General features: G+C 48.8%; 22 protein-coding genes and 1 other RNA gene (1 of these 23 cut by a window edge). 18 read left to right on the plus strand and 5 right to left on the minus strand.

Annotation, left to right across the window (positions count from 1 at the left end):
• Positions 1-126 precede the first annotated feature (126 nt).
• Positions 127-636, plus strand: coding sequence for a YwhD family protein (locus E6W40_RS21350; protein ID WP_136607613.1), 510 nt, complete (start codon positions 127-129; stop codon positions 634-636).
• Between the two features lie 94 nt (positions 637-730).
• Here the strand turns inward: E6W40_RS21350 and E6W40_RS21355 are convergent, their stop codons facing one another.
• The 3 genes from E6W40_RS21355 to E6W40_RS21365 form a co-directional block, all read right to left on the minus strand.
• Positions 731-1,378, minus strand: a complete 648-nt coding sequence (locus E6W40_RS21355; RefSeq protein WP_136607614.1) for a DNA-3-methyladenine glycosylase — start codon at positions 1,376-1,378, stop codon at positions 731-733.
• A 19-nt stretch (positions 1,379-1,397) separates the two neighbouring features.
• Positions 1,398-2,459, minus strand: coding sequence for an endonuclease/exonuclease/phosphatase family protein (locus E6W40_RS21360; RefSeq protein ID WP_136607615.1), 1,062 nt, complete (start codon positions 2,457-2,459; stop codon positions 1,398-1,400).
• Positions 2,460-2,625: 166 nt separating this feature from the next.
• Complete coding sequence (locus tag E6W40_RS21365; protein WP_136607616.1) at positions 2,626-4,677, minus strand: transglycosylase domain-containing protein; 2,052 nt, start codon at positions 4,675-4,677, stop codon at positions 2,626-2,628.
• Between the two features lie 358 nt (positions 4,678-5,035).
• On the opposite strand from E6W40_RS21365, the gene speE reads away from it, so the two are divergent.
• The 3 genes from speE to E6W40_RS21380 all read left to right on the plus strand — a co-directional run bounded on the left by speE (position 5,036) and on the right by E6W40_RS21380 (position 8,127).
• On the plus strand, positions 5,036-5,863 hold the full coding sequence (gene speE / locus E6W40_RS21370; RefSeq protein WP_136607617.1) for a polyamine aminopropyltransferase: 828 nt from the start codon (positions 5,036-5,038) through the stop codon (positions 5,861-5,863).
• A 14-nt stretch (positions 5,864-5,877) separates the two neighbouring features.
• Positions 5,878-6,747 carry an agmatinase gene (gene speB, locus E6W40_RS21375; RefSeq protein WP_136607618.1) on the plus strand — a complete coding sequence of 290 codons (870 nt, stop codon included), beginning with the start codon at positions 5,878-5,880 and terminating at the stop codon, positions 6,745-6,747.
• Between the two features lie 183 nt (positions 6,748-6,930).
• On the plus strand, positions 6,931-8,127 hold the full coding sequence (locus E6W40_RS21380; protein ID WP_136607619.1) for a WD40/YVTN/BNR-like repeat-containing protein: 1,197 nt from the start codon (positions 6,931-6,933) through the stop codon (positions 8,125-8,127).
• Between the two features lie 59 nt (positions 8,128-8,186).
• Here the strand turns inward: E6W40_RS21380 and E6W40_RS21385 are convergent, their stop codons facing one another.
• The gene (locus E6W40_RS21385) at positions 8,187-8,735 is read right to left on the minus strand and encodes a GNAT family N-acetyltransferase (RefSeq protein WP_136607620.1); all 549 of its coding nucleotides are present in this window, start codon (positions 8,733-8,735) and stop codon (positions 8,187-8,189) included.
• Positions 8,736-8,963: 228 nt separating this feature from the next.
• On the opposite strand from E6W40_RS21385, the gene E6W40_RS21390 reads away from it, so the two are divergent.
• Positions 8,964-9,389, plus strand: a complete 426-nt coding sequence (locus E6W40_RS21390; protein ID WP_136607621.1) for a YwiB family protein — start codon at positions 8,964-8,966, stop codon at positions 9,387-9,389.
• The gene (gene argS / locus E6W40_RS21395; protein ID WP_136607622.1) at positions 9,386-11,065 is read left to right on the plus strand and encodes an arginine--tRNA ligase; all 1,680 of its coding nucleotides are present in this window, start codon (positions 9,386-9,388) and stop codon (positions 11,063-11,065) included. The genes E6W40_RS21390 and argS overlap by 4 nt, the downstream gene beginning before the upstream one ends.
• Before the next feature lie 74 nt (positions 11,066-11,139).
• Here the strand turns inward: argS and E6W40_RS21400 are convergent, their stop codons facing one another.
• Positions 11,140-12,306: a S8 family peptidase gene (locus tag E6W40_RS21400; protein ID WP_136607623.1), complete on the minus strand. Its 1,167-nt coding sequence runs from the start codon at positions 12,304-12,306 to the stop codon at positions 11,140-11,142.
• Between the two features lie 404 nt (positions 12,307-12,710).
• On the opposite strand from E6W40_RS21400, the gene rpoE reads away from it, so the two are divergent.
• The 12 genes from rpoE to recR all read left to right on the plus strand — a co-directional run.
• A complete protein-coding gene (rpoE, locus tag E6W40_RS21405) occupies positions 12,711-13,259 on the plus strand; it encodes a DNA-directed RNA polymerase subunit delta (protein WP_136607624.1) in 549 nt (182 codons plus the stop codon).
• Positions 13,260-13,655: 396 nt separating this feature from the next.
• The gene (locus E6W40_RS21410) at positions 13,656-15,260 is read left to right on the plus strand and encodes a CTP synthase (protein WP_136607625.1); all 1,605 of its coding nucleotides are present in this window, start codon (positions 13,656-13,658) and stop codon (positions 15,258-15,260) included.
• Positions 15,261-15,433: 173 nt separating this feature from the next.
• A complete protein-coding gene (locus E6W40_RS21415) occupies positions 15,434-15,817 on the plus strand; it encodes a response regulator (RefSeq protein ID WP_136607626.1) in 384 nt (127 codons plus the stop codon).
• A gap of 177 nt (positions 15,818-15,994) precedes the next feature.
• Positions 15,995-16,849, plus strand: a complete 855-nt coding sequence (gene fba / locus E6W40_RS21420) for a class II fructose-1,6-bisphosphate aldolase (RefSeq protein ID WP_136607627.1) — start codon at positions 15,995-15,997, stop codon at positions 16,847-16,849.
• 201 nt (positions 16,850-17,050) lie between these two features.
• Entirely contained in the window at positions 17,051-18,304 is a 1,254-nt protein-coding gene (locus E6W40_RS21425) for a UDP-N-acetylglucosamine 1-carboxyvinyltransferase (RefSeq protein WP_136607628.1), read from the plus strand.
• Positions 18,305-18,485: 181 nt separating this feature from the next.
• Positions 18,486-19,817: a transcription termination factor Rho gene (gene rho / locus E6W40_RS21430; RefSeq protein ID WP_136607629.1), complete on the plus strand. Its 1,332-nt coding sequence runs from the start codon at positions 18,486-18,488 to the stop codon at positions 19,815-19,817.
• A gap of 28 nt (positions 19,818-19,845) precedes the next feature.
• Positions 19,846-21,126: a radical SAM family protein gene (locus E6W40_RS21435; protein WP_136607630.1), complete on the plus strand. Its 1,281-nt coding sequence runs from the start codon at positions 19,846-19,848 to the stop codon at positions 21,124-21,126.
• A gap of 110 nt (positions 21,127-21,236) precedes the next feature.
• Entirely contained in the window at positions 21,237-21,434 is a 198-nt protein-coding gene (rpmE, locus tag E6W40_RS21440) for a 50S ribosomal protein L31 (protein WP_127607030.1), read from the plus strand.
• Positions 21,435-21,540: 106 nt separating this feature from the next.
• Positions 21,541-21,808: signal recognition particle sRNA large type (ffs, locus tag E6W40_RS21445), an RNA gene on the plus strand.
• A gap of 223 nt (positions 21,809-22,031) precedes the next feature.
• Positions 22,032-23,780 (plus strand): DNA polymerase III subunit gamma/tau, encoded by a 1,749-nt coding sequence (dnaX, locus tag E6W40_RS21450; protein WP_136607631.1) that lies wholly within the window; start codon positions 22,032-22,034, stop codon positions 23,778-23,780.
• 47 nt (positions 23,781-23,827) lie between these two features.
• Complete coding sequence (locus tag E6W40_RS21455) at positions 23,828-24,139, plus strand: YbaB/EbfC family nucleoid-associated protein (RefSeq protein ID WP_136607632.1); 312 nt, start codon at positions 23,828-23,830, stop codon at positions 24,137-24,139.
• A gap of 25 nt (positions 24,140-24,164) precedes the next feature.
• Positions 24,165-24,743: the 5' portion of a recombination mediator RecR gene (recR, locus tag E6W40_RS21460; protein ID WP_136607633.1), read on the plus strand. It continues 21 nt past the right edge of the window; 579 of the gene's 600 nt are visible here — the first part of the coding sequence; the start codon lies at positions 24,165-24,167; the stop codon falls past the right edge of the window.

Below are 24,743 nucleotides of genomic sequence, written 5' to 3' on the forward strand. Positions count from 1 at the left end.
TAAGTTCATGGATATCAAAATATCAAAGCAGGATGCCTATTCGGTCAGTTCCGCAAAAACGCGGCTCCCGCTTCAGCGAGAGGCAAGCCCGAGTAGACGTTTTTCTAATAGGAGGAACACGAGGGTATGGATAATAAGGAGCAGATAGGCAAAAAACAAATCGCACTGAATATTGTCAGTGGCAAGAGCAAGCATAAAATGGGATTTGGCGCAGGTTCTATTGATCTGAATAATATTTCGCCGGTCATTATTGACCGCGGCGTGGCGACGATTGACATCGGTGCCATGCATGCCAAAAGTAAGCCGGAACGCCGGATCCGTTTCTCCGCAAACCGTGAAGATGTACCAAACGGACGCCAGGTGTGGATCATTTGGGTAGCGGTTGACCGTAATGAGGACGGTCAGTTCTACGGCGGAGCCACAGCCAGTGAGATGTGGGTTGATGAGGAAGAGCGCCGGGGCTGGAAAATTCTCGCGGAGCATGTCAATCGGATGGATTCTGCCCTCAAACGCAAATTTATGCTGGATGAGCTAGGTGCCGAGGAGAAGAAGCTGCTTAAGGACCTGCTGGTTTCCCATAACGAGGAATGGTGGGAGAAGTCCCCTGAAGAGCTGAAGCAAGCGCTGGAAGCTTAATCTTAGAAGAGGCATCGAAAATATCAAAAGGGTCTGCCGACTGCTTGTTGTAATCAACAAGAGTAGGTCAGACCCTTTTTTTATAAATGAAGATTTATGCTTGTATAAATGGAATCGGATGTTTATCTTTGACGGATACATACGGATTTCCTTCTATATAGAAGCGCCATGGCTTCGATACATAGTCACCGGCATAATCGATGTTGACCCGCGGAGACGCCACAATAGGAAGATCCTGCACGGGATCTCCGCTCTCAATACGAAGGGGTCCATTCATTTGGTTCAATGAACATCCATTCAGGCTTCTGTCAATGCGCAGTGCGCGGCACAGCTTGCCGGGTCCGTTGCTCAGATTGACGGTCTTTCCTGAAACCGGACCCCGGTATCTCCGCATAAGCTCCTCATCCTTACCACTTAATGGCTCAACGGCACGGATAAGAACTGCCTGCGGATCATCCTTATCCCCCACAACCACATTCAGACAGGAGTACATACCATAGATCAGGTACACATAGGCGATACCACCGGCGGCAAACATGACCTCCGTCCGCGCAGTGCGCCGATTGCCAAAGGCATGGCTGCCCTGATCCTCTGCACCTCCATAGCTCTCGGTCTCTATAATGCGGCAGCGGATTTCGCCGTCCTCGGTCACGCGGACAAGCGTTTGTCCAAGTAGGAGCGGGGCTGCCTCCAGTGCTGTCGGTGACAGCAGCGAAGGACTGATCAGATTCGTTTCGTGCATGTCACAGACCTTCCTTGTTTTACTTCAATTTAAATTGAGCTGTAACCGGATTGTGATCACTGTGCTCATGTTTCAAGTCATGGCCCTCGGCTTTCATAATCTCCACGTTCGTAGAGACGAGAAAGCCGTCAATGACAGCCCGGAAATTCACACCCTCCTGATAAGCGACATCCACCGTTCGTACAGAGGGTGTATTTTTGTCCACCGCCCACTGGAAGCCTTCCGGCTTGAAGCTTTCAGGAAACGGCTGCAGCCACTCCGGCCAATCCTGGGTAGCTTTAAACGCTTTAGGATCGGTTCCGGGCAGCGAGTGATTCCAATCGCCTCCCACAATCAGATAATTACCCTTTTCGGCTTCCTTCTTTATATATTCACCTAAAAATTGCAGCTGCTGCTTGCGTATGCTTCCCCCTTTATCGAACGCTGACAGGTGAAGATTGACGAGGACAAGCTCTTTTCCATTCTCCACAGGAATCCGATTCTCAATAAAGGCACGGTCCAGATCGAACAACTGCTGCGGCCATGCTTCTTTACCGGGAAGAGCATAACGGGTCGCGCTGGTGCTTTTATAGGAAGAGAGCGTCAGCATCCCGCTGTGAGTAGAGCCCATAGGTTGCATCACCGGCACGGGAACCCAAGGCACCTTGTAATTATCCGCATAGGAGTAGCTATAGCCCTTAAGGAAATTCTGCAGAGCACCAACCTCATCAATGTTATAGCTGCGCGATGACTTGATATCAACTTCTTGAAGAAAGATCATATCGGAATGATTGCTCTTTAAAAAGGTTCCAATGCCGTTCAGATTTAGAACCGTTTGTACCTTGCTGCTTGAGCGTGACTGAGTTCCGCCGTCCATAAAGAAGTCTTCACCCTTATCCAGTCCGGCATAACCGATATTAAACGTCGTGACGGTGAACGCGGTCCCCTTTTTCAGCATATTTTCCTGATTATCCGTGATTGCAACGGGTTCAGTTGCATCCGGCTTATAGTCTGTCAATGTCACGTACAGTAAAAACCCCCCGACGAACAAAACGGCGGCAAGCACGATACTCCCGAGGATCCACATGATTTTTTTGGCCATTCAGAGTCTCCTTTATCTACAAAATAACATAGCGAATATCACCCATATTCTGGATGCAATCCTAATGTATCACGCGCGATGAGGGAGGTCTAGCGTGAGCTGAGATTATAAAAAGGCCAACCCCGTGATCATGTGGATGACCGCGAGGAGGCCTTATTCACTTGTTCTATTCTGTCAGCCAACGTTTGAAGTCGCTCCACCAGGAGCGCTCTTCAGGGCTGCCGCTTTTTGTAGACGGCTGCTGTTTCTCTCCGCCGTGAAGCGAGCAGTATTCGGTCGGTTCTGTGCCGGCAACGAACACCTCAAGCTTTTTGGCCGGGCAATCGGCGGAGGCCAGCTTGCCCGATGCTTCATCCACATACACGGTTACGACTCCGCTCGGTATGGAAAAAATTTTCGGGGGTACATTTTCCAATGCCTTTTCGGTAAACTGTGCGAAGATTGGTGCCGCCCGGTGACCATCCATGGTGGAAATATCGCGGCCTTTGTCATAGCCGACCCAGACGGCGGTCGCCAGTTCCGGCGTATAGCCGACCATCCAGGCATCAGTATCCGTCGTGCCGGTTTTACCGGCAACAGGTCTTTTGATAAGGGAGGAGACACGGCTGCCGGTCCCGCCAGACTCAAATACACTTTCCATGAGATGTGTAAGCACGTAGGCTGCCGCAGGATCAACAACTTGCTCACCGACTGTTTCCGGGGCCCGGTACAGTTCTTCGCCAGCGGCATCGGTGATTTTAAGAACGGCAACAGGAGGCATGCGCTTACCGGCATTACTCATCACGGCGAAGGAGGAGGCCATTTCAAATGGACTGATCGGCGAAGTGCCAAGCGCCAAGGATGGAACGGATTGAAGCGGGCTGATAATCCCGAGCTTTTTAGCCATGTCAATGACATTGTCAGCGCCTACCTTCAGAAGAGTGTTGACCGCGTAAATGTTGTCTGATGCGGCGATAGCCTCCTGCATATTGATCTCACCCAAATATTTTTCTCCGAAATTGCTGGGCTGGTATGTCTTCCGGTTGTTGTCATAGTGGAATAAAGTCGGCTCACTATTGAACGTACTCAAACCGGTCATTGTTTTCGAAGACAAGGCTGCCAAATACATGATCGGTTTGAAGGAAGAACCCGGCTGGCGTGTTTTGGCGAGTGCATGATTAAACTGGCTTGTTTTATAATTCTTGCCGCCAACCATGGCTTTGACATAGCCCGTACGGGGGTCAATGGATACAAGGGCCGTTTCCAGATCGCTTTGCGGGTCCATTCCCTGTGCGACGGCCTCCTCCGCAGCTATCTGCGCATGGGGATCCAGCGTCGTATAGATATTCAGTCCGCCATGATCCAGCTGCTCCTCGCTGATGCCGAGTTGGGTAGTGACGAGATTTTTAACATAGTCGCGGAAAAAGGGCGCGGTCACACGGGCCTGCTGCTGCCTCTGCGGTTTGAAGTGGAGTACCTCAGCTGCGGCCTCGTCTGCTTCCTGCTGCGTAATATCACCAGTGTCCACCATGGTACCGAGCACGATTTTCTGACGCTTCTTGGCACTGTCCATATGATTATATGGGGAATAGTAGGTTGGCCCTTTGGGAATTCCTGCTAACATGGCGCTTTCCGCTAGATCAAGATCAGCCGCCGGCTTTCCAAAATACATCTGCGATGCGGCTTCTATCCCATTGGCCCCGTGGCCATAATAGATTTCATTGAGGTACATCTGCAAAATTTCATTTTTACTGTATTTCATCTCCAGCTGTGCGGTATACATAGCTTCTTTTATCTTACGGGTCCAGGTCTTGGCATGAGACAAATACAGATTACGGGCCAGCTGCTGGGTTAATGTACTGGCTCCCTGCGCCCGCTCCATTTCCTTCAGATTAACGAGAATGGCCCGGCCCATACCCTTCAGGTCAAACCCGATATGGTCATAGAACTTCCGATCCTCAACAGCGAGTGTCGCTTGAATAAGCATAGGAGATATCTGTTTGAGTTCGACGGGTTCATAGTTGCGGCCGCTGGCTGAGAAGGTGGCGATAATGCTGCCCTGACTGTCCAGAAGGCGGGAGTTGCGGTCCGTGTCGGCGACGGGGAGGCTTTTCTGATACAGGTACCCAAGCAAAAGACCTCCAGCTATGAGCATGGCGACGGTCATGGCCAGGATCAGCTTGATGAATGCAGCAAACCGGCTTTTATGTTTGAGCTTAGAGTGACGTGGCTGCGGCATGGCGTTTCGTCCCTTCCATTTATATACAACCATTATGGGAAAGGAGGCGACAGGATATTCACTTCATAATCATAAACACGCAGGGATCAGGTACAGAATAACCGGAGAATCGGCATTTTTCGGGCGCGGAGCCTGTATATTTTTGTTATAAAAAGAGAGATGAACTGCATCTTTACAGTTATTTCTCACATCACGTATAATTCAAAGGATGTGTTTATACATCCATAGTTTGGTACAATAACAAAGCATGGACTAACGTCTATGGACAAGGCGGGGATTCAGCCTGACCGGAATCATCCGGGAGTGAGAAAGAACTGAACGAAATCCCCTCTATTCTAGCGGAAAGAAGGTAATAGCGATGGAATTGTGGTTCACGGAGAAGCAGACCCCCGCTTTCGGGATTACGGCTAAAATCAAACAAACATATGTAAGTGAGAAAACCGATTTTCAGGATCTGGCTATGGTGGAGACTGAAGAATTTGGAAATATGCTTTTGCTGGACGGCATGGTGATGACCACAGAGAAGGATGAATTCGTTTATCATGAAATGGTAGCGCATCCTGTACTGAACACGCATCCGAATCCGAAGCATGTTCTTGTGGTCGGCGGCGGTGACGGCGGTGTAATCCGCGAAATCATCAAGCATCCGGAAGTGGAAAAGGCGGTACTGGTCGACATCGACGGTAAAGTCATTGAATATTCGAAAAAATATCTTCCTTCGATTGCTGGCAAGCTTGAGGATCCACGTGTCGAAGTGCATGTGAATGATGGTTTTATGCATATTCATCAGCACAAAAACGAGTATGACGTTATCATGGTTGACTCTACCGAGCCTGTAGGTCCGGCAGCGCCTTTGTTTGAACGCGGCTTCTACCAAGGGATCTACGAAGCGCTGAAAGATGACGGTATTTTCGTGGCACAAACGGATAATCCTTGGTTTAAGGCCGATCTGATTCAACAGGTCAACCGCGACGTGAAGGAAATTTTCCCGATTGTTCGTGTGTATGGTGCTAACATTCCGACATACCCAAGTGGTTTGTGGACGTTTACGATGGGCAGCAAGAAATATGATCCGCTTGAAGTAAACGAAGCGGACATTCCAGAAATGGATACCAAGTATTACACATCTCGTCTTCATAAAGCAGCGTTCGTCCTGCCTAAATTTGTGGAAGATTTGATAAAATAGGGGGCGCTAATACGATGAAACTTGATCAAGCTTACTCAGGAAACGTATTTATTTGCAGCTCCGAGGATTATGCAGGCTCCAAAGCCGTCATCTATGGTATGCCGATGGATTATACCGTCAGCTTCCGTCCAGGTTCGCGATTTGGCCCTTCCCATATCCGCCAGGCTTCCGTAGGTCTGGAAGAGTACAGTCCTTATCTGGACAAAAGCATCGACGATATGACGTATTTCGATGCCGGCGATCTGCTGCTGCCTTTCGGCAACGCAGCGCGCAGCCTGGATGTTATCCGTGAGTATGTCGGCAAACTGCTTGACGACGGCAAATTCCCGATTGGCCTTGGCGGCGAGCATCTGGTGACTTGGCCGATCATCGAGCAGGTGTACGCGAAGTACCCTGACCTCATTCTGATCCACATCGACGCACACGCCGATCTGCGTGAGCAGTATGAGGGCGAGCCATTGTCGCACTCCACGCCGGTCCGTAAAGCGGCTGCACTGATGGGTGGAAAAAACATCTACCAATTCGGTATCCGTTCCGGTTCGCGTGAGGAGTTTAAATTCGGACACGAAAATATTAACTTCCACCCGTTTGAAGTAGCTGCCCCGCTTAAGGAAGCACTGCCAAAGATGGGTAACCGTCCGGTTTATGTGACCATTGATATTGACGTGCTTGATCCGTCAGCTGCGCCTGGCACAGGTACAGCCGAAGCTGGAGGCATTACTTCCAAGGAACTGCTGGAAGCCGTGCACCTGATTGCCGGTTCGGCTGTGAACGTTGTGGGTTGTGATCTGGTGGAAGTGGCACCGATCTATGATCCAACACAGCAAACACAAATCGTGGCAGCCAAGCTGATCCGCGAAATGCTGCTCGGTTTTGTAAAATAAATAAGGTTATAGAAGCATCTTTAACGGGATGTCGGGAGCGCAGACGAAAGCCTGCCCCCGGCTGAACGTAGAGATGCTTTTATTTGTATTTTTTTCATTTTTGAAACGGCATATGACAATATTGAAATATTCGTGTGATACTCTCCCGAAACGGGTAAGTTCATAGTACACGGAGGTGTTGAGATGATATTACACAAATGGATGAAGCGTTCCTCACTGGCTGCTGCAGCCCTGCTGCTGGCCGTACCGATGAGCTGGGCTGCTCCGGCGCGGGAGGCATCGGCTGCGGCGCAGCAAACACTGGCTCCTTGCGGCAGCGGCGATCATGGTCTGCTGCAAAGCCTTCAGAAAGAACATTCCGGACCGGATCAGGATCCGCTGCATTTTACAGACATTCAGTTCCTCAGCGGGAAGACCGGTAGAGCAGCCGGTACAGGCTTTATGATTGGAACTTCGGATGCCGGATGTCACTGGCAGGAAATTTATAAAGGACAATGGCAGTTTAAGCAAATGGATTTTGTTGATAATGTCAACGGCTGGGCGCTGGCCACGATGCCTTTGCAGCAGACCTCATATTTGATCAAGACAACAGATGGCGGCTCACATTGGAAAGGTGTTTACACTGGGAAAATTCATTTCGACCGGATGCAAGTGATCGACAAGAATACGGGATACGGATACACCGGCACGGGGGCTTATCGCACCGATAATGGCGGCAACAGCTGGGTGAAGGTTCCTACCCCTGCCAATACTCGCTACACTAACTTCAATAATACGAAAACCGGGTATGTCCTGACGGTTGTTCCAGGTGGAGGCTATAAAGTTCTGCAAACACGCAATGGTGGGCACAGCTGGACTACGAAGCTGACGGTGAAAACGCCATCGATGGCTGGCGGTGAAATTTACAGCAAGGATAATCAGGTTTGGACGGTCCTTTACGGGGATGCCGGTATGTCTCAAGTATCGTACTCCCTGTATGGAAGCACGGATCAAGGCTCGCACTGGAAACGGGTGATTGCACAGGACACAGCAGGAGGAGGCCCCGCTCCCGGGAGCTGGACACCGGTGGTTAAAGAAGGACCTGCACAGCCGGGTGGACATCCGGGCAATATGCAGCTCTTTGGTCAAGAGACAGCATTCCTGGCTGGCGGCTCTCCTGCAGGTGGTGTCGTTTCTATCGGTGTCACCTATAACGGAGGGAAATCGTGGAAGAATGTAAAACCAACGGTAAATGGTTATGACGGACGCATTTCCTTCGTAGATGGCAAAACGGGTTGGCTGGTTGTCACCAGCTCTACCAAGTCCTCCATTTATGAAACGCTGGACGGGGGTGCTAGCTGGAGCCGGAAATTTGCCTTTAAGGAAGCGCTCCAGCCATAATTGAAGCAAGGAAAGGGATAGACCGACAAGGTCTATCCCTTTTTTTAAAGGCATTTTCTTTATTTCCCTTGAAGTGCATTCCATTCTTCACGGAGAATACCCATACGGATGGAATCATAATAGACATCGTTATACAGCCGGCATTTTCGGAGCCTGGCTTCCATTGTGAAGCCCAGCTTTTCGCCGACCCGGATCATCCGGTGATTGCCCGACCATGTCGTATAACCCACGCGGACCAACGGCAGGGTTGCAAACAGATGGTTAATCCACAGCGTGAGCGCCTGGGTCCCGTAGCCTCCGCTCCAATAGGATGGGTGGTAAATGACAATGCCCATTTCAAGCCAGTGGGAGGGCTCATGCTCCCAATAGTAGCTGACGGTCCCGATTAGCTCCCCATCCGCTTCTATCGCCCAATAATCGTCCTGGGCAAGCCAATTTTGCTTCTTCTCCATATATGTATCAAGAGGGATGGCCTTGTGCTCATAATAAGGGGCGTCCCACTTCTTCCACTCGGGCGCATCTTCCTTAAGAGACAGCTCCCATAACGTGGGGAGATCTTTCTCCAGTATTGGCCGGATAATGAGGTTGTTGTCTTTATTTGATAGCAATCGAAGACCTCCCAATTTTTCTTTGACAGCTTTTGCAGATAGAATGATCTGGTTATTATAGAATCAGGCGATATACCTATATTCGTAGTGAATGTCGTTTTTTCCTGTATAATAGCAGAAGGGAAAAGGGACGGAATACTATTTTCGATATGTTTCTTCTTGTTGAATTGAACCACTGAACTGGATATAGTATTACAATAGGAAAGAACAGATTGGAGCCGAATACTTATGCAAGAAGCCAGAAAAGCCCGCATTCGTCTTCAAAGCCGGCAAGAAGGTGAGAGTGTGGAGCAGGAGATAGAGGCCGAAGTGTTCGAACGCGGCGGCGCGCTTTATCTCAAATATGAAGAACCGGAAGTGGATCTGCAGGGGCAAAAGACCCGGACTCTGCTTAAGATCACCCCGGACATTCTGAAAATGATCCGGCACGGTGCGGTGGAATCGGAACAAACGTTTCGGGAAGGGCATATGCTGCCCGGCTTTTACCGCTCACCGTATACTACATTTAATCTTTCAACACAGACGAGCTCGCTCAAGGTTGACCTTGATGGCGGGTTTTCAGGCACGGTTGCCTGGACATATGATCTGTACGTTTATGAGGAATGCACAGGACATTTCGACATCAGTTTGCATATACAGGAGGAAAATCAATGACAACCAATCCATTAGAACATATTAATCAGCTGGTGACCGAGGCTCTTGCCGACGCAGTGGTTGCTGCGGGCATCGTCAGCCGCGAGGAGCTGCCCGTCTTTGCGCTTGAGGTGCCGAAGGACAAGTCCCACGGCGATTTGGCTACGAACGCAGCCATGCAGCTGACACGAATCGCCAAGAAAAACCCACGCCAGATTGCCGAGGCGATCTTAGAGCATTTCGACATGAAAAGGGCCTCTATTGAAAAGGCGGATATTGCCGGACCTGGCTTTATCAACTTTACTTTAAATAAAAGCTACCTGTACCCCGTTATACAGCAGGTTCTTGAGCAAGGTGACAACTATGGACGCGTAAATCTCGGTCAAAGTCAAAAAATTCAGGTGGAGTTTGTCAGTGCCAATCCGACAGGCAGCCTGCATTTGGGTCATGCGCGCGGTGCAGCCGTAGGGGATGCGCTCTGTAATGTGCTCGATTTTGCCGGATACAAAATGACGCGTGAGTATTACATCAATGATGCCGGCAACCAGGTCGAGAACCTGTGCAAATCCATTGAAGCCCGTTACCTGCAGGAGCTTGGCCAAAATGCTGAGATGCCTGAGGATGGATATCATGGAGAAGACATCAAGGGCTTTGCCAAAGAGCTTGCCGCCGAGAAGGGCGACTCGTTATTGTCCATGGATCCGGGAGAGCGGGCGGCTTTCTTCCGTCAGTATGGACTTGAAAAGGAACTGAACAAGATCAAGCGCGACTTGGGCAAGTTTAGAGTGAATTTTGACGAGTGGTTCAGCGAAACCTCGCTGTATCAAAATGGACTAGTTGAAGAATCCCTGAACGAACTCAAGGCCAAGGGACAGGTGTATGAGCAGGACGGCGCAACTTGGCTCCGTACCACGGATTATGGTGACGACAAGGACCGTGTACTCGTAAAAAATGACGGTACCTATACGTACCTTACGCCGGATATCGCGTATCACCGCAATAAATTTGAGCGTGGCTATGACCAACTGATCAACATTTGGGGTGCCGACCACCACGGATATATTCCGCGGATGAAGGCAGCTATGGAAGCGATTGGCTATGATCCGGCAAGACTAACGGTACTCATAGCGCAGATGGTAAGTCTGTTCCAGAACGGCGAAAAGGTGAAGATGTCCAAGCGGACAGGCAAAGCCGTAACTATGGAAGATCTGATGGAAGAAGTCGGCATCGACGCGATTCGCTACTTCTTTACGATGCGCAGTATGGATTCTCATCTGGATTTTGACATGGATCTGGCCATTTCGACATCCAATGAAAATCCGGTATTCTATGTGCAATATGCTCATGCCCGTATTTGCAGCATCTATCGTCAGGCAGAGGAACAGGGCGTTGCGCTGCTGCCGCTGGCTGAAGTAGATCTAAGTATGCTGAATACCGAGCATGAATACGATTTGCTCCGCAAAATCGGTGAGCTTCCTGAAGAAATTGCCACGGCAGCGGCAAACTACGCGCCTCACCGGATGGTGCGCTATGTCTATGACCTGGCATCTCTGTTCCACAGCTATTACAGAGCGCAGCGTGTGATTTCTGAGGATGCCGCTCAAACACAGGCCCGGTTTGCCTTGCTGGGAGCCGTCCGTACGGTCATTGCCAATGTATTGAGACTGGTTGGCGTGAGTGCGCCGGAACAAATGTAATTTCTGGAATTGACCTTGTTCACATAGCGAAAAAGAAAAGGCCGTCCTGCTGTTAGCATCAGCAGAGACGGCTTTTAATATTGCGGATTCAAGGGCTTCCTCTTCATCCCTTCTTTTAGCAGCCTCAGTGCATTAACCTCCAAGCCTTCGCTGGAACGCCGCTGCCCCTTTTTGGTGCGCAGCGGTGTGGCGGTTTGCAGCAGCAGTGCTTTGATCTCCGCAGGCTGCAGATCAGGATTTTGTGCAAGCAGCAGGGCAATAGCGCCGCTCACATGCGATGTCGCCATGGAGGTGCCGCTCATTTCATGATATTTGCCATGAGTCCAGGAAGAAATAATTTTGTCTCCAGGCGCATAAATATCAATAAACTCACCGCGGTTGCTGAAGCTGGCGATGCGCCGCTGACGGTCTGTTGCACCGACTGAAATGGTCTGGGGATATTTTGCGGGGTAGTCTATATTGCGCCGTTTTCCGTCATTACCGGAGGAGGCAACGATGGAAATGCCGGACAGATAGGCTTTATTCACAATATCCAGCAGGGTCTTGCTGCGTGTTTTCATCCCGAAGCTCATGTTGATGATATGCATGTGGTTCCGGATACACCAGTCAATTCCCTGAATAATATCAGACACGTAAGCCGAGCCGTTATGGTCGAAGGCCTTGACCGGATAGATGGTGGCCCGAGGCGCGACGCCGATCATGCCTTCCGTGCTGTTGGCAGCCGCAAGGGTGCCAGCAATATGGGTGCCATGCCCATTGTCATCGAGCGGCATCATATGCCTGTTAAGCAGATTAATCCCCTTTGCCAGGGATTGACGAAGATCCGGATGGTAATAATCAGCACCGGTGTCGATGACGCCGATTTTTACCCGGTATCCGGTTGAAGTGGACCAAGCCTTTGGTGCTTGGATTTGTTTGACACCATAGGGAACGCCTGGGCCTTGGTTGACCTTGTTAGCCAGCGTATGCACCTGGATAAGGCTGTCTTCCTCGACCCGAATTTGGTTTTTGTAAGAATCCAGATGCTTTATACTGCCGGACAGGGGCGTCATGACGGACTTAAGCAGATTGGACGACGGCAGGTCGGGCCAATCAGGATATTGAACTTTGAGCTCCTGCAATGTTTGCTGGAATGCTTCGTAATGCTGGGGATTTACAAAAGTGAGTATTCGTTTGGCTCCGGATGGCGCGGGACTTTCCATGCTCTCAAGCAGCATCTGTATCAATCCGGTGTAGTCCATATTGGGCAGTCCCCCTCATAATGAACCCTGCTTTTGCATTGTATGTGGGAGACTGCCGCTTCGAGTGGGAACTTGCCCTTTTTTATGGAAATAGGCCCTGCCTGAATGTCAAATAAAGCCCGTAAACATAAGATAAATGGAAGAGTCCCAGGCGGCTCTTTCAATATTCCCGGTGGGCAGGCTCTGCCTCGGGAAGGATACAGTCAATGGGCAGGGGCGACCCTGCCTTTTTCGTTTGGACGACTGCGAGGATGTTCACAACATTAAAACTTGCAATTTATTTCTAAATAGGTTTTACTTAGTTTTGATAATGGATATGTTGTTATAAAGTAGGATGTTATACGGACTGAACTACTTCAAGATTTCCGTATAAGTGAACATTGCGTGAGAGGAAGTGTCCGTTAGTGAGTAACTCACTCCAATTAAAGCTGGACCCTGAAAAGATCAGGGAAATGCCTCTGGTGGATTTGGCTTTTGCCGTACTGAAGGCAGCGAATACGCCATTTTACTATCTTGACCTGATGAAAGAGGTTGCCAAGCTTCGCGGCTTGACGGAAGAGGAAATGAAAGATACCGTTGCGCAGCTATATACAGAAATTAATATCGATGGTCGTTTTGCCTGTGTCGGCACAAATCTTTGGGGATTGAAGCGCTGGTACCCGGTTGACCGCTCCGAGGATCCGATCGCAAGCGCGAAGCGTCCGCGTATCATCAACGACGAAGATGATGATGACGATGACGACTTCACTGATGAAGATGATACCTTCAGTGCGGATGACAGCGACGAGGATTTCGATCGCATCGACGAGGATCATGATGATATCTATTCCGACGACGATTCCGAGGAAGAGGTTGAAGAAGAGGGCATCTTGGAAGATGAAGAGATCGAGGATGAAGAAGAAGATCTGGATGAAGATGAAGAGGATTCCGCTGACGAATCAGAGGAAGACTAAAAATCAATCCGTTTGCCTTTCTCTCTTGACAGGGGACAAGGCACAGAGTAAACTATTGCATGGGCTTATGATTAAGATTTAAATATGCGCAAAATAATAAAAAGTGCCCCGTCCTACGGGTGTCACTTTTTTTGTTTTTTTGAGGCAAAAACAGCTGTTTTTCAGGGTGTTTTGCTTCTGTAGATTGGACTGATTTGCTAAGAGTTCACTCTATATAGATGCCGTATAACCTACTTTGTGCCATTTGATTTCAAATGGCGCATTGTTGTTCAAGCGGACGGTAAAAAGCAATAAAACCGGCGCAGCCTCTTTTTCGGGTGGAAATCATGAAAAAGGGTTACGCTAAACATCATATGTCGCCTGAATTTACTGGACTTTAATAGGAGGGTTTTTATAGTGACAAAGTATATTTTTGTGACAGGCGGGGTTGTGTCTTCCCTGGGTAAAGGGATTACTGCGGCTTCACTTGGCAGGCTGCTGAAAAACAGAGGATTAAAGGTTACGATCCAGAAATTCGATCCCTATTTGAATGTGGATCCAGGAACCATGAGTCCTTATCAGCACGGTGAAGTCTTCGTAACTGATGATGGAGCCGAGACGGACCTCGATTTGGGACATTATGAAAGATTTATTGACATCAACCTGTCCAAGAACAGCAATGTCACCACCGGTAAAGTGTATTCGTCGGTTATCAGCAAAGAACGCCGCGGCGAATATCTGGGCGGTACCGTTCAGGTCATCCCTCATATTACCAATGAAATTAAAGAGCGCGTATTCCGTGCGGGCCGTGAAGCGGGTTCGGATGTTGTTATTACAGAAATCGGCGGTACAGTAGGCGATATCGAGAGCTTGCCTTTCCTTGAAGCGATCCGTCAGATTAAGAGCGAGATCGGCCGTGAGAATGTCATGTATATTCATGTGACGCTGATTCCATACATTAAAGCTGCTGGAGAAGTGAAAACAAAGCCGACTCAGCACAGTGTGAAGGAACTTCGCAGCATCGGTATTCAACCGAACGTAATCGTATGCCGTACTGAGCATGAATTGTCTGCAGACATGAAGGCTAAAATTGCTCTTTTCTGCGATATTGATGAAAATGCTGTTGTGGAGTGCCGCGATGCGTCGACCTTGTACGAGGTTCCGCTGAACCTGCGTGACGAAGGTCTCGACGAAATCGTCGTGAATTACCTGAAACTCACCACACCAAAACCGGATATGACCGAATGGGAAGGTCTGGTAGACCGGATTAACAAGCTCGAAAAAACAGTGGAAATTGCCATTGTCGGCAAGTATGTTGCACTCCATGATGCTTATTTGAGTGTGGTTGAGTCGCTCTCCCATGCCGGATTCGACTCCAATGCAGAGGTCAAGGTACGCTGGGTGAACGCGGAAGAAATTACCGATGAGAATGTGGGAGATCTCCTTCATGGTATCGGCGGTATTCTGGTTCCGGGCGGCTTCGGCGACCGTGGTATCGAAGGCAAGATTTCTGCGATTCGTTATGCGCGTGAACAGCAGATCCCATTTTTCGGCATTTGCCTTGGCATGCAGGTTTCGGTTATCGAGTATGCTCGTTCCGTTCTTGGCATGGAAGGAGCCAACAGTTCGGAGATCAACCCGGCTACGCCGTATCCTGTCATCGATCTGCTGCCTGAGCAGAAGGATATCGAGGATCTCGGTGGTACCATGCGTCTTGGTCTGTATCCATGTAAGCTTGTGGATGACTCACTGGCAATGAAATGCTACAATGATGAGCTGGTTTACGAAAGACACCGTCATCGGTATGAATTCAACAATCAGTACCGCGAGATGATTGAAAAAGCAGGACTGCGCATTTCCGGTACCTCCCCGGATGGCCGTCTGGTTGAAATTGTAGAGCTTCCGGGTCATCCGTGGTTCCTGGCTGTACAGTTCCATCCTGAGTTTACATCCCGTCCGAACCGTCCACAGCCGTTGTTCCGCGAGTTTGTTAAAGCGTCGCTTGAACATAAATCCCTATAATATAAATTTCATTTATGGACCTCTTCGGAGGTCCTATTTTCATTTTTGCGCAGAGGCAGGAATTCGTAGCCAGGGGAGCGAATAACATTAATTGGATATGCGGAGTATGGATTTGACAAAAAATGAAGATTTATGGATAGGCTGGTCAGGCTGATGTTGGGAGGTTTGCTGAAGTGGATAAGAAAAAGGTTTTGATCGTTGACGACCAAAACGGAATACGCATTTTATTAATGGAAGTGTTCAGCAGCGAGGGCTATACGACGTATCAGGCAGCCAACGGCAAAATTGCGTTAGAAATTGTAGAGAACGACGCACCCGATCTGGTTTTGCTCGATATGAAGATTCCCGGAATGGACGGGCTGGAAATTCTAAAGCACATCAAGGAAATGAACCCCGCCATTAAAGTCATTATGATGACCGCTTATGGTGAGCTGGACATGATCAAGGAGGCCACCGATCTTGGCGCCTTAATGCATTTTACCAAGCCGTTCGATATCGATGAAATGCGCGTTGCCGTAAACATGCAGCTTAAACATAACCCGGTGCAATTCGGGTAACCCGTCCTGAATTCTGCTTAGTGCAGAATTCTTTTTTTGCCCTGATGTATCATACAGCACAGCCTAATTTCAAATGCTTGTTTAGTATTTGTGACATGATGTGGTATAATGATTCCGAATGAGAGAAGTCGGCTAAAAACCATAGAAAAATACAAATACTTTAGGAGGATTGAAACCATGCCATTAGTATCTATGACTGACATGTTAAACAAAGCACTTAAAGAAAAATACGCGGTGGGTCAATTCAACATCAACAACCTTGAGTGGACACAAGCCATTCTGAGTGCAGCGGAAGAAGAAAAATCTCCTGTGATTCTTGGCGTATCTGAAGGTGCAGCCCGTCATATGAGCGGTTTCTATACGGTAGTAAAAATGGTTGAAGGCCTTATTCATGATATGAAAATTACGGTTCCTGTAGCCATTCATTTGGACCATGGTTCCAGCTTTGAAAAATGTAAAGAAGCGATCGACGCCGGATTTACTTCCGTTATGATCGACGATTCCCATAGCCCGATCGAGCAAAACATTGAAACTACTAAAAAAGTGGTTGAATATGCTCATTCCAAAGGTGTTTCCGTTGAAGCTGAAGTTGGTACTGTCGGTGGACAGGAAGATGATGTTATCGGCGGCGTAATGTACGCGAAGCTTGAAGATTGCGTTCGTATCGTGAAAGAAACCGGTATCGATACCCTGGCTCCTGCGCTTGGTTCCGTACACGGTCCTTACAAAGGCGAACCAAACCTCGGCTTTAAAGAAATGGAAGAAATCAAGAATGAAATTCACCTTCCACTCGTTCTTCATGGTGGTACAGGCATTCCTACTCATGATATTCAAAAAGCCATTTCTTTGGGAACATCCAAGATCAACGTAAACACGGAGAACCAAATCGAGTTTTCAAAAGCTGTTCGCGAAGTGCTCGCTGCGAAACCGGATGCTTATGATCCGCGTAAATACATCGTGCCAGGTCGCGACGCTATTAAAGCAACTGTCGTTGGAAAGATCCGCGAATTCGGCTCCAACAACAAAGCGTAAGACGCTTTTCATTGTTTCTGTGCTTTGCCGCACAAGAGAGCTTAAGTGTGGTTTGATAAGAAAGCGGACAGCCCCTGCCGGGGTCTGTCCAATCGAATAGGCTGGAATGGAAAGCACACCGCTTAGCCGGTGTTTTTCCATTTCATACACTAAAATTAACACCATTGCTGCAGCGAAGTATGTGGAGGGAACCTGAAACGTATGGAAAAATTGATGATAAGTGGCGGACGCCCACTGAATGGCACCGTAACAATCAGCGGAGCCAAGAACAGCGCCATTGCCCTGATACCTGCTGCGATTTTGGCCGAGTCCGAAGTCGTGCTCGACAACCTGCCGCTTCTGAGTGATGTGGCCGTCTATGCCGAGATTCTAGAGGAGCTGGGTGCGATAGTCAGCTGGAAGGACAGTCAGATGAAAATCGACCCTTCCGATATTAAGTCTATACCGATGCCTAACGGCCCTGTTAAGAAGTTGAGAGCTTCTTACTATATGATGGGAGCCATGCTCGGTCGTTTCAAAGAAGCTGTTATCGGTCTTCCTGGGGGATGCAACTTTGAACCTCGTCCGATTGACCAGCACATTAAAGGTTTTGAAGCGTTAGGAGCTACTGTAACAAATGAACATGGAGCGATTCACCTTCACGCAAAAGAGCTGAAGGGCGCCAAAATTTATTTGGACGTATCCAGTGTGGGTGCGACGATTAACATTATGCTGGCGGCTTCCAAAGCCAAAGGCTCTACAATTATCGAAAACGCGGCTAAAGAGCCTGAGATTATAGATGTAGCAACTCTTCTCAATTCCATGGGGGCAGTGATTAAAGGTGCAGGCACGGAAACTATCCGCATTGAGGGTGTTTCTGAACTTCACGGCTGCCGTCACTCCATTATCCCGGACCGGATCCAAGCGGGCACATATATGATTGCCGCTGCCGCAACCCGCGGAGATGTTTTGATCGACAACATCATTCCCAAGCACCTTGAGGCGGTTACGGCAAAACTGATTGAAATGGGAGTTCGTATCGAGGAGCTGGACGAAAGCATTCGTGTTCTCGGTCAACCGAACTATGAGCATGTCGACGTGAAAGCACTGATTTATCCAGGATTTGCTACGGATTTACAGTCGCCGATGACCAGTCTGTTGACGCAGGCGGAAGGCGTGAGCGTGCTGAGCGACTTTGTATACAGTAACCGGTTCAAGCATGTGCCTGAGCTTGTTCGCATGGGCGCAAAAATCCGGGTGGAAGGACGCTCAGCCATTATAGAACGCAGCCGGCTAAATGCTGCCAAAGTGAAGGCGACGGATCTTCGGGCTGGAGCTGCGCTGGTTATTGCCGGACTTACTGTTGCCGATGGTGTCACAGAAGTCACCGGTGTTGAGTATATCGACCGGGGTTATGACCATCTGGTAACCAATTTGCGCCTGTTGGGTGCAGACGTATGGCGTGAAACAGAATAAATCATATATCTGAAGGGGATTTTGCAGGGCGGTTTACGCCGGAGCAACTATTTTCTAGTGGAATTGCATATCTCCTTCTAATTTGGGTAATGCTATCCTAATGAGGATTTTCATAGACTGATAGAAAGCTGCATAACGTATAGTTTGACTGGACTTATAAAATTGAATAGGTGGTTATTACATGGATTTGCAAATTGCCGATTTGGAAGAATTGAAGCTGACCGAGCTGTACAAGCTTGCGAAGAAGTATCAGATCCCGTACTACGGCCAGCTGAAGAAGAAAGAGCTGATTTTTGCTATCTTGAGAGCACAGGCAGAGCATAGCGGACTTATGTTCATGGAAGGTGTTCTGGAGATCCTTCCTGAAGGTTACGGCTTCCTGCGACCGATCAACTACCTGCCGAGTACGGAGGATATTTATATCTCTGCCTCACAGATCCGCAAGTTTGATCTTAGAACAGGAGATGTAGTCTCGGGGAAATGCCGGGCGCCAAAAGAGAATGAACGATACTTCGGTTTGCTCCAGGTTAATGCGGTCAACGGAGAAAGCCCGGAAACAGCCGCGGAACGTCTTCACTTCCCTGCACTTACACCTCTATTTCCGCAAAAGAAGCTCGTGCTTGAAACATCCCCTAACCATTTGTCTACCCGGATTATGGATTTGCTTGCGCCCGTCGGTTTGGGACAGCGCGGTTTGATCGTTGCACCTCCGAAAGCAGGTAAAACGCTCCTCTTAAAAGAAATTGCCAACAGCATCTCTACCAACAATCCCGAAATTGAACTTTTTGTACTGCTTATCGATGAACGTCCTGAAGAAGTGACGGACATGCAGCGTTCTGTTAAAGGTGAAGTGATTGCTTCGACGTTCGATGAACTGCCGGAGAACCATATCAAAGTGGCAGAGCTTGTCTTGGAGCGTGCACTTCGTCTGGTAGAGCATAAGAAGGATGTTGTCATTCTGATGGATAGTATTACCCGTCTGGCCCGTGCTTACAACTTGGTGATTCCTCCATCCGGACGTACACTAAGCGGTGGTATCGACCCGGCTGCTTTTCACCGTCCGAAACGCTTTTTTGGTTCTGCCCGGAATGTGGAAGAAGGCGGCAGCCTGACCATTTTGGCGACGGCACTGATTGATACTGGTTCGCGGATGGATGACATCATTTACGAGGAATTTAAGGGAACGGGCAACATGGAATTGCATCTGGACCGTAAGCTGGCAGAACGCCGTATTTTCCCTGCCATCGATATTCGCCGCTCAGGAACACGCCGCGAAGAAGTGCTGTTAACTAAAGAAGAACTGGATACCATTTGGGCGATCCGTAAAAATATGAATGAATCGGCTGATTTTGTCGAAGGCTTCTTAAAGAAGCTGCGTGATTGTAAAACTAATGCGGAATTCTTGGCATCGTTTGATGTCAGCAGTGTGAACAGCAAGGGGTCCAGCAGCCATAGCAGCAGCGGGAACCGCCGAACATCAAGACCTGCTGCAGCATCCGTGCCGTCGACCTAAACTTTTACGAACAAAGAGGAGAACCATCATGTACCTGGTATATGCAGATGAGAAAGGCAATGTATTCGATCATCCCTCGCTCTACGGGTTAGCCCGCAGTGGTGATATGATCGTAGAAATCTTGGAGGATGAACTGATTCCGCTGCCGGATGGAGCCACGCTGGTGGGACTTCCGAATACCCGGGCTATTGGCATGGACCCTGAAACCGGGGAGATGCAGCCACTACCTGGTGATGCTCAAGCCGTTGGGGCTCTGCTTCCTCAAGGATTTACCCGGCTGTGTCTGCCTGGATATGTGAAGACAGATAAGGAATACAAGCTGCCGCTGTTCGGATATTCCGCAGTGGTATGGAAGGACGGCCGTTTCTATACGACTGCACGTCTTTCAGATGACCCCGAAAAGTGGAATCCGCTCAATTGCGATTTAAAGGATCTTAAGCTTGGTGTAAAGCGTCTGACCGAGAAATATCCGGATAACCGTTTGTATGAACATATGTCCAACTGTGCTCTTGGTTATGAATGCCTTACAGCCTCCAATACCTTCTTGAATCGCTGGGAGGGAGCTGTGCCGGTATCCTATTCCTGTAACGCAGGCTGTTTTGGCTGTATTTCGGAGCAGCCGGATGACAGTGGCTTTGTGGCTCCCCAGACGCGCATGAACTTTAAACCAAAGGTGGAAGAGCTGGTTCAGATCATGCTGGAGCATCTGAAGACACCGGAATCCATTATCAGCTTTGGACAAGGCTGCGAAGGTGAACCGTCCACACAGGCCAAGATCATTATTGAAGCGATGCGTGAAGTCCGCTCCATTACCGATATGGGGTATATTAATATCAACACCAACGCCGGTCTAACGGATTTTATCCGTGGTATCGTTGACGCGGGTCTTGATTTAATGCGGGTGAGTACAATCAGTGCGCTGGATGACCACTACAACGCTTATTACAAGCCGCGTAAATATACGCTTGCCAATGTGGAAAAATCATTAAAATATGCCTCCGACCAAGGGGTCTATACATCCATTAACTATCTCATTTTCCCGGGCGTAACCGATCGTGAGGAAGAAATTGAGGCAATGGTGGAGTTTGCACGCCGTACGGGATTGAAGCTGATTCAGATGCGTAATTTGAATATTGATCCGGAAAGCTATCTGGAACTGATTTCTCCAGCTAAGGGTGAAATTTTGGGTATGAAGCAAATGATCGAGATCTTCCAGGAAGAACTGCCGGATGTCGTCATTGGTTCTTATACCCATGTGCCTCCTGAGGCCTTGAGACGACCGAAAAAGCCTGTGTTGGCGCGAGACTAACAGTTTCCAACAATCCATTGATTATTATGTTTGTCCCTGTTATAATATATATATTGTGTCATTATAACTCTGTGTACGCATGAGACTCAGGGCAAAAAGAGGTGAAAGACATGAAACAAGAAATTCAACCAAAATATCACGTAACGACCGTAACATGTGCTTGCGGCAATACGTTTGAAACAGGATCCGTTAAAGAAGACCTGCGCGTTGAGATTTGCTCCAACTGCCATCCATTCTTCACAGGCAAACAGAAATTCCTGGATGCCGGCGGCCGTGTTGATAGATTTAAAAAGAAATACGGTATCTAATACGCATACAACAAATCCCTTGTTCGCCACGCGAACAGGGGATTTTTTTTAGGCAACTTTTGCCGTGGGTTGCACTTTATCTTGAAATGAACTATACTAATCCTTACCGTGCTAGACGGGGAGGTAGCGGTGCCCTGTAACTCGCAATCCGCTGTAGCGAGGTTGAATTCCTGTTAGAGGTTTTGTCGATGTGAGGTTTGGTCCCTGCGTGCAATGTTGACGGTTGGGTCCTCCGCAATGAGCACTTGTGAATCTGGTCAGGTCCGGAAGGAAGCAGCCATAAGCAAGTCAGCTTTTGTGCCGGAGGGTGGCCTAGCCCGAGTTGTTACTCAGGGGTGCCGCTTGGATCGCAATTATCAATAACGGGTGCACGGTATAACTTATGATAAAATGTCAGCATCTTTGCCCGAAGGGGCAAGGGTGCTTTTTATTTTCTTTAACCGAAAGTGAAGCCTGCTGCCGATATTATTTGGGTGGATTGTTAAAAAAAGCGAATACATCCATAGCGTGTAGACGTTTTGTATAGCGCCGGATTATAGTATAATGATGAAGCGATGAACACGCACGCAAGTGGAAGTTGAAAGAGGGTATAGCAAAGTGAAACATATAGCGCTCTACCGTGCCTGGCGGCCACAGTCGTTTCAGGACATGGTTGGACAACAGCATATTATTCAGACACTGCAGAACGCCATTCGCGAACAGCGGGTTTCTCATGCATACCTGTTCAGCGGTCCGCGTGGAACCGGTAAGACAACCGCGGCCAAAGTTTTGGCCAAGGCCGTCAACTGTGAACGCGGTCCAGCAGCCGAGCCCTGCAATGAATGTGAATCCTGCCGGAGAATAACGACCGGAGCAGTCATGGACGTTCAGGAAATTGATGCCGCATCGAACCGGGGCGTGGAAGAAATTCGCGATTTGCGTGAGAAAGTTAAATATGCGCCGACAGAAGTTAGACAAAAAGTGTACATCATCGACGAAGTGCATATGCTGACGACAGAAGCGTTTAATGCGCTGCTAAAGACACTGGAGGAACCGCCTCCGCATGTCATGTTTATTTTGGCAACAACGGAGCCTCATAAGCTGCCGGCCACCATTATTTCACGCTGTCAGCGTTTTGACTTCCGGAGGGTTTCTCTGGAGGAACAGACGCAGCGACTTCGTCAAATTGTCCAAGAAGAGGGAATGGAAGCAGATAATGAGGCTCTTCAATATATAGCCCGCTTATCGGATGGCGGTATGCGGGATGCCTTGAGCATTCTGGATCAGATTGCATCCTTTACAGGCGGTCATGTATCCTATGAACAGGTGCTGAGCATGACAGGGGGAATAGCCTCTGAGCAGTTTGGCAGATTGGCTGGAGCCATTCACAAGGGCGATGCAGGTCTTGTGCTGCAAATGGTGGAAGATTTTATGCAGGAAGGTAAAAGTGCGGATAAGTGCATGGAAAACCTTCTGTACTATTTCCGCGATCTTTTGATGATTCAAATGATTCCGAATGCTGACAAGCTGACGGACCGGGTTCTGCATCCCGAGGAATACAAAGAGATGGCCGCGACCTTTTCAAGGCAACAGCTGTTCCATATGATCGACACCTTGAATCGTTACCAAAGTGAGATGAAATATGCTTCCCAGCCGCAAACGCTGTTTGAAGTAGCACTTTTGAAGCTCTGCGGTATTCCGCAAGGGGCTGCTGCAGAATATGATCATTCCCAAGCGCAGCATCAAGCTGCAGCACCTGCAAACCCCGATGAAGTGAATCAGCTTAAGCGGCAGGTTGCCGCGCTGGAGAAGAAACTGGAGAAGCTCATACAGACAGGCACTGTGCCTTCTGGGGCTTCCACAGGGGCGTCCGCCCGATCTTCACATAGTGCTCCCGCACCGAGAGTATCATCTACGGCCAAAATTCCATCCAATATGGAGCAGTTTCTGGCTCAGAAGAGCAGCCCGGAATTTGTGGAAGTACATCGGCAGTGGGGACAGGTTCTTCAGGGAGTCAAGGAAGAGAAGGTCACTGTTCACGCTTGGTTTATGGATGGGGATCCGGTTTCGGTGCTGGAGGATGCTGTTTTGGTTGCTTTCAAAAACAATATCCACCGGGAAACCACGGAGAAGCCTGCGAATAAACAGGTTATTGAGGGCGTGCTGAATGACAAGTTTGGCAAGCCCTACCATTTGGTCACCATGATGCAAAAGGATTGGACTGAGGCGCTGGAAGGCGCAGGTACCCAGCAGAAAGAGGAATTGAAGCTGGAGAATGAGCATGAAGGTAAAGACCCGAATGCAAAGCCATGGATTGATGAGGCACTCCAAATCTTTGGAGAAGATCTCGTGATCATAAAGGATTGATCCGCACGTTGAGTGCACCCCAATAAGCCTAAGAGGAGACGATACTTATGAATAATATGAACCAAATGATGAAGCAAGTGAAAAAAATGCAGGAACAAATGCTGAAAGCCCAAGAAGCTCTCGCTGACAAAAAAGTAGAAGGTAGCTCCGGTGGCGGTGTGGTGACCGTTGAAGTGAATGGACATAAGAAATTACTGTCCATTACAATCAAGCCGGAAGCCGTTGATCCAGAAGATGTGGAAATGCTGCAAGACTTGGTTATGACCGCTGTTAACGACGCATTGACTAAAGCTGATGACATTGCCAATTCAGACATGAGCAAGTTTACAGGTGGAATGAAAATCCCGGGCTTGTTCTAATTTAAGGCAGAAGGAGATCCTGCGTTTGTACTATCCCGAACCGATCGCGAAGCTGATCGACGCATTTACAAGACTGCCAGGCATAGGGCCGAAAACTGCGGCCCGGCTGGCTTTTCATGTGCTGAATATGAAGGAAGACGATGTAATTGATTTTGCGAAGGCACTCGTCAGCGTGAAGCGTAATCTTCACTATTGCTCCGTATGCTGCAATATCACCGACACCGATCCTTGCCGGATTTGCCAGGATAAAACGCGCGATCCATCCGTTATATGCGTGGTACAGGATCCCAAGGATCTTGTGGCCATGGAACGCACCAAAGAGTTTGACGGCTATTACCATGTTCTTCAGGGAGCAATTTCACCTATGGAAGGTATAGGCCCGGATGACATCCGGCTGAAGGAGCTTCTGACCCGTCTCAGTGATGAGCGCGTTAAAGAGCTTATTCTGGCAACGAATCCAAACATCGAAGGCGAGGCAACGGCGATGTACATTTCGCGGCTTGTTCGCCCGTTTGAAATTGTCGTTACCCGAATTGCTCATGGACTCCCGGTAGGCGGAGATTTGGAATATGCGGATGAAGTGACATTATCCAAGGCGCTTGAA

The sequence above is a fragment of the Paenibacillus dokdonensis genome (assembly GCF_004916975.1).
In the GTDB taxonomy this organism is placed as follows: Bacteria; Bacillota; Bacilli; order Paenibacillales; family Paenibacillaceae; genus Paenibacillus_AQ; species Paenibacillus_AQ dokdonensis.

Coding starts and splice junctions, on each gene's coding strand:
- E6W40_RS21350 (WP_136607613.1), top strand. CDS start 127: ATGGATAATAAGGAGCAGATAGGCAAAAAACAAATCGCACTGAATATT.
- E6W40_RS21355 (WP_136607614.1), bottom strand. CDS start 1,378: ATGCACGAAACGAATCTGATCAGTCCTTCGCTGCTGTCACCGACAGCA.
- E6W40_RS21360 (WP_136607615.1), bottom strand. CDS start 2,459: ATGGCCAAAAAAATCATGTGGATCCTCGGGAGTATCGTGCTTGCCGCC.
- E6W40_RS21365 (WP_136607616.1), bottom strand. CDS start 4,677: ATGCCGCAGCCACGTCACTCTAAGCTCAAACATAAAAGCCGGTTTGCT.
- speE (WP_136607617.1), top strand. CDS start 5,036: ATGGAATTGTGGTTCACGGAGAAGCAGACCCCCGCTTTCGGGATTACG.
- speB (WP_136607618.1), top strand. CDS start 5,878: ATGAAACTTGATCAAGCTTACTCAGGAAACGTATTTATTTGCAGCTCC.
- E6W40_RS21380 (WP_136607619.1), top strand. CDS start 6,931: ATGATATTACACAAATGGATGAAGCGTTCCTCACTGGCTGCTGCAGCC.
- E6W40_RS21390 (WP_136607621.1), top strand. CDS start 8,964: ATGCAAGAAGCCAGAAAAGCCCGCATTCGTCTTCAAAGCCGGCAAGAA.
- argS (WP_136607622.1), top strand. CDS start 9,386: ATGACAACCAATCCATTAGAACATATTAATCAGCTGGTGACCGAGGCT.
- E6W40_RS21400 (WP_136607623.1), bottom strand. CDS start 12,306: ATGGACTACACCGGATTGATACAGATGCTGCTTGAGAGCATGGAAAGT.
- fba (WP_136607627.1), top strand. CDS start 15,995: ATGCCATTAGTATCTATGACTGACATGTTAAACAAAGCACTTAAAGAA.
- E6W40_RS21425 (WP_136607628.1), top strand. CDS start 17,051: ATGGAAAAATTGATGATAAGTGGCGGACGCCCACTGAATGGCACCGTA.
- rho (WP_136607629.1), top strand. CDS start 18,486: ATGGATTTGCAAATTGCCGATTTGGAAGAATTGAAGCTGACCGAGCTG.
- E6W40_RS21435 (WP_136607630.1), top strand. CDS start 19,846: ATGTACCTGGTATATGCAGATGAGAAAGGCAATGTATTCGATCATCCC.
- rpmE (WP_127607030.1), top strand. CDS start 21,237: ATGAAACAAGAAATTCAACCAAAATATCACGTAACGACCGTAACATGT.
- E6W40_RS21455 (WP_136607632.1), top strand. CDS start 23,828: ATGAATAATATGAACCAAATGATGAAGCAAGTGAAAAAAATGCAGGAA.